The organism is uncultured Campylobacter sp. (assembly GCF_938018145.1).
Taxonomy (GTDB): domain Bacteria; phylum Campylobacterota; class Campylobacteria; order Campylobacterales; family Campylobacteraceae; genus Campylobacter_A.
Genome location: NZ_CALIII010000202.1, coordinates 1 through 4363, shown reverse-complemented (window position 1 = coordinate 4363; position 4363 = coordinate 1). Strand labels below are relative to the sequence as shown.

6 protein-coding genes are annotated in these 4363 nt (G+C 44.9%); 4 read left to right on the top strand and 2 right to left on the bottom strand.

All coding sequences use genetic code 11. The annotated features are described in order from the left end of the window. The 4 genes from Q0338_RS04645 to Q0338_RS04630 all read left to right on the top strand — a co-directional run. The coding region (locus Q0338_RS04645) for a His/Gly/Thr/Pro-type tRNA ligase C-terminal domain-containing protein (RefSeq protein WP_298085737.1) at positions 1 to 514 on the top strand (514 nt) is incomplete at its 5' end. A gap of 172 nt (positions 515 to 686) precedes the next feature. Then, positions 687 to 1202 carry a translation initiation factor IF-3 gene (gene infC, locus Q0338_RS04640; protein ID WP_122872973.1) on the top strand — a complete coding sequence of 172 codons (516 nt, stop codon included), beginning with the start codon at positions 687 to 689 and terminating at the stop codon, positions 1200 to 1202. Then, positions 1199 to 1594 (top strand): polyphosphate kinase, encoded by a 396-nt coding sequence (locus tag Q0338_RS04635; protein WP_298085736.1) that lies wholly within the window; start codon positions 1199 to 1201, stop codon positions 1592 to 1594. Before infC ends, Q0338_RS04635 begins: the two co-directional genes overlap by 4 nt. Before the next feature lie 120 nt (positions 1595 to 1714). Continuing rightward, entirely contained in the window at positions 1715 to 2104 is a 390-nt protein-coding gene (locus Q0338_RS04630) for a hypothetical protein (RefSeq protein ID WP_298085735.1), read from the top strand. A 153-nt stretch (positions 2105 to 2257) separates the two neighbouring features. Here the strand turns inward: Q0338_RS04630 and Q0338_RS04625 are convergent, their stop codons facing one another. Together Q0338_RS04625 and Q0338_RS04620 are read right to left on the bottom strand one after the other, a co-directional pair. Next, on the bottom strand, positions 2258 to 2584 hold the full coding sequence (locus Q0338_RS04625; RefSeq protein ID WP_122872974.1) for a hypothetical protein: 327 nt from the start codon (positions 2582 to 2584) through the stop codon (positions 2258 to 2260). Between the two features lie 156 nt (positions 2585 to 2740). After that, positions 2741 to 3700 carry a DUF3137 domain-containing protein gene (locus Q0338_RS04620; RefSeq protein WP_298085734.1) on the bottom strand — a complete coding sequence of 320 codons (960 nt, stop codon included), beginning with the start codon at positions 3698 to 3700 and terminating at the stop codon, positions 2741 to 2743. Positions 3701 to 4363 lie beyond the last annotated feature (663 nt).

The following is a 4363-nucleotide window of genomic DNA, read 5'->3' as shown; positions in this document are numbered from 1 at the left end:
CATCAAAATCACCGACGCGCTAAAAAGAAAATGGCAGTGCGGCACGATCCAGGTCGATTTTAACCTACCTGAGCGCTTTGATCTCGGCTACATCGACGCAAATAACGAACGCCAACAGCCCGTCATGCTTCACCGCGCGCTACTGGGAAGCTTTGAGCGATTTATCGGCATTTTGATCGAGCACACGGGCGGCGAGCTGCCGTTTTTCGTGGCGCCTACGCAAGTAGTCATCGTGCCGATCAGCGACGCGCACCTAGACTACGCCAAAACCGTTGCCAAAGAGCTACGCAAAATCGGCGTAGATAGCGAAATCGCAAGCAAAAACGAGAGCCTAAACAAACGCATCCGCACCGCAGAAAAACAGCGCGTGCCGATGATCGCGGTGTTAGGCGACAACGAAGTGGCAAATAGCGCCATCGCTCTGCGCGACCGCACGACCAGGGAGCAAAAAGATATGAAGCTGGATGAATTCGTCGAGCTGCTAAAATCAAAACTCGCCGAGGTAACTTTTTGAAATACGGACTAAAATCCGCTAAATTTGAGCTAGGCGCGGCTTTATGCTAAGCCTGGCTTTTACCAAAATCTGCAAAAATTGTCACGGCGCAATAAATTTCTACGAAAAATACAATAAAAACACAATATTTTTGGATATAATCAACAAATTTCAACTTAAAGGAAAAAACTAATTGGCTAAAGAAAACGAAGTGTTGCTCAACGAAGATATCAGAGCGAGCGAAGTGAGATGCGTGGGAGACGACGGCACCGCATACGGCGTCATCCCAAGAGTAGAGGCCTTGAAAATCGCCGAGAAAATGGGGCTTGATCTGGTGCTAATCGCACCTGACGCCAAACCTCCCGTTTGCAAGATAATGGACTACGGCAAATTCCGCTACCAGCAGGAAAAAAAGCAAAAAGAGGCCAAGAAAAAGCAAAAAACGATCGAAGTAAAAGAGATCAAACTCTCCGTCAAAATCGCTCAAAACGACATCAACTACAAAGTCAAGCACGCGCTTGAGTTTCTAGAAGACGGCAAACACGTCAAATTTCGCGTATTTCTAAAAGGCCGCGAGATGAGCAATCCCGAAGCGGGCGTCGCGATGCTACAAAAAGTCTGGGAGATGGTAAAAGACGTCTCCGACCGCGATAAAGAGCCGCTACTAGAAGGCCGCTACGTCAATATGCTGGTAACGCCAAAAAGATGAGAAAAATTTGTCTCGTTTGCGCTCTTGCACTAGCTCTGGCTGGCGCGGAGTGCAGTCCGTATCTGAGACTAGCCACCATCGGTGCCAAATCAGCGCTAAATCAAATAGAAGACGAAAACATAAAGGCTACTGAAGTAAGTTGCAAAGACGATATAATTACCTACGAATACGTCTTTAAAAACTCGCAAAACATAGACTGGGAAGCTATTGCGGACGAATATAAAAAAGAATTTACGTCTACCATGAAAGAGCTTTTGGTGGAGGATTTTTGCTCTGATCAAAATACCCTTATGGTGCTACAAAAAGCAAAAAGTATCGTAATGAACTACCGTATACCAAACGGCGCGCTTTTTAGTAAAGTAGAGCTAACCGCAAAGGACTGCGAGAAATAAGCGGTATAAAAATTACACAAACCGACAAGATCATAAAAACAGACAAAACGCAAAGCAAAATTTGACGACAAATATCTGCTTTTGGATCTCGGTTTTTAAATTTTAAGGCATTTTATAATCATGCAAAAAGAAAATTCAAGCAAGTCAAATCGCTACACAAACGATCAGATCAAAGAAATTTTAAAAATACGTATCGAGCTAGCAAAAGAACTGATCTCCTGCGAAATAGCGGAGCGAGAAACGCTAAAAATCATCCCAACCTACCCCACTCACAATCTAAACTATGACGCCAAACGAATGCAAAAAACTCTTGTTGGCATAGGCGAATACGGCTTTGGTTACCCTGCTAACTGGGCGCAAGCGCTGCTTGAAATAACGAGCGGCGAAGAGCGAGCGCAAATTTTTAAAGCCCTAAAAGAACAGCAGCGACTATATCTCGAAAAAGACGGTAAAAATAACAAAAAGCTAGAAAAAGTCCTTCAAGCCGCCAAGCAAAATTTAACCGAGTAAAAGTCCAAAAGTACGGCAAATTTAAAGCCCTCAAATATAAATTTGAGCCAAAATCGCTAAAGAATAAATTTCGTATGCGAGCCGCTTAGTAAGTCAAATTTGGCCTTTACAAGCGGCCGCATACTTAAAGCTAGTGCCCAGAACGAGCCGCGATTATTTGCCGACCTTTTTGCAGCACTCTCTCATGAGGCCACCGCTCTTTTTGCAGCATTGCGCGTAAGCTTGCTTTGAGAGAGCGTCATTTTTTTTCACTCTCTGAGGGCCCGCACCGCCCTTGCCGTACTCATATATCACGCCAAGCTCTTTGCAAGAGCCTGCTTCGTTATCGTTATAGTTATAACAAGCTGCCGTGAAATACTGCACCGCGTTAGCCCACTCTCCTCTGGATACGGCTCTCAATCCATCGCCGTACTCTTGGCCGCCTTGTGCCGAAGACAACGCCAAACACGCCAAAAAGATCGCTAAAATCAACTTTTTCATGACGACTCCTTTGCGTGGATTTATAAGGTGATTATACTACAAAAACGCTTTGATGTTTAGAAAATATTTACGCTATATCGTGATTAAATTTACGTAAAATTTTATCATTGCATTCAAATTTGAGCCGCGAGCCACAAAGCCGTCCAAATTTCAAAATTACCAAATTTTGCGGTTTAAATTTAACTCTTTTACTATCTGAGTAAAGCTTGCTATCTCGCTCTCGTAAAGCGCTATGGTTTCGTTGTTTATTAGGGACTTGCGGATATTTGGCTCAAAGTCGTCGCGCCAGGTCTCTACGGCGATGAAGATTTGATTATCCTTAAAAACGGCATTTACGGGTGCATCTAGCCTGAGGCAAAGCTGAGTAAAATTTTCCATCAGCGCCGGGCTAAGCGCGTATCTAGCGCCGATCTGATCGGTCGTATAGACGTCAAAGATCTCCTCAAATCTCACGTCGTCCATATTTGCCTTCTGCCCGTAAACCGCTAAATTTCGCGAATTTACGTGCGCGATTTGCGTTATGGAGCTTAGCTTTTTATTAAAATCCGCCTTAAAAAGCACGCCTTGAAACTGCACGACCGTCTCGGTGCCGTTTTTCTTTTTCACCTTTTTGGCTGCGTAAAAGTCGCTAAATTTGACGCTAACGCCATCTATATCGCCCTCGATGAGATCCTCGCTGCTCCACTCATCGACCCTGCAATCGTAAATCGTAAAAAAATCATCAAGCCCCAGCCCGCGGTCTTTATCGTAGCTAAGGCCGTGCTTTTTTACGATATTTTCTATGATTTGACGTTTAAAATTTGCCCTAAATTCTCGCCTTTTAGACGCAGTCAAAAGGCCAGTCGTCGCAGCATATGAGATAGTGCCCAGCGTCACTCCAAAAATCGCGTCTAAAAAATACGCCGCAGCTGCGCCTACGCAAACGCCTACCGCAAGGGCGATAAGAGTTGCCTTTTTGACGGCGGCTACTAAATTTACGCGCTCGTTTTCTAGCTCTTTTAGCTCTGGCGAAAGCTCGCTTTGGGCTGAGTTTTGAGCGTTCTCGCTTAAATTTTGGGCGGGTTTTTCGCCTAAGGCCGCAAAAAGATTAGAAGCCGCGGGAAGCGCAAAAAGCACGGCTATGGCGCCGACGAAAATAAAGGTAAATAAAGTCTCCGTTTTAACTCCTTTACACGTTTGGCCGCTTATTTTGTGGCTTGTTGGCTCGCAAACCAAAGCCGCCAAGTGCGGTTAAATTTCGGCGCGGTAATTAAGCCTAGGCCGCGCGGTCCGGACTCGCGCTTAAATTTACGCCGCTTTTTTATCTCGCATTTTTTGCTTAAATTTAATCCGTCCGCCGCTTTGTTTCGTTCTGCTTGTCCGCAAATTTAAACTCCGCCGCTCGGCTTGCCGTTTTGTTTTGCATTTAATCGCCTTTATTTAAGCACAAATTTAAATAATCCGCGCTCTCTTTTCTCGTGGTTACCGTACCTTTTCGTTTAAATTTCGCTCTTTCAAATTTAGCGCCTTACGGAAATTTAAGATTTTGGACAAAAGCATATAAATTTAAACAACCCTCCGCGAAGGTAAAATTTACTTTGCGGCGCGATTTTGCGCCTAAATTTCGCGCTCTTGTCGCCCGAATTTACCGCTTGCCTTAAAGCAGCCTAAACTCGCGGGCTAGTTCTAGGCTCGCTTCGATCTCGGCGCGTTTTGCCATCACGCTTTCGACGTTTGCGCTTAAATTTAGCCCGTTTTTATCGCCGAAGCTTTTAAGCTCGCTCCAAATCTCTTTGATGA

Bases quoted from the DNA above. Each gene is read 5' to 3' on its own strand.
- Q0338_RS04625 (WP_122872974.1), bottom strand. From the start codon at position 2,584: ATGAAAAAGTTGATTTTAGCGATCTTTTTGGCGTGTTTGGCGTTGTCT.
- Q0338_RS04630 (WP_298085735.1), top strand. From the start codon at position 1,715: ATGCAAAAAGAAAATTCAAGCAAGTCAAATCGCTACACAAACGATCAG.
- Q0338_RS04635 (WP_298085736.1), top strand. From the start codon at position 1,199: ATGAGAAAAATTTGTCTCGTTTGCGCTCTTGCACTAGCTCTGGCTGGC.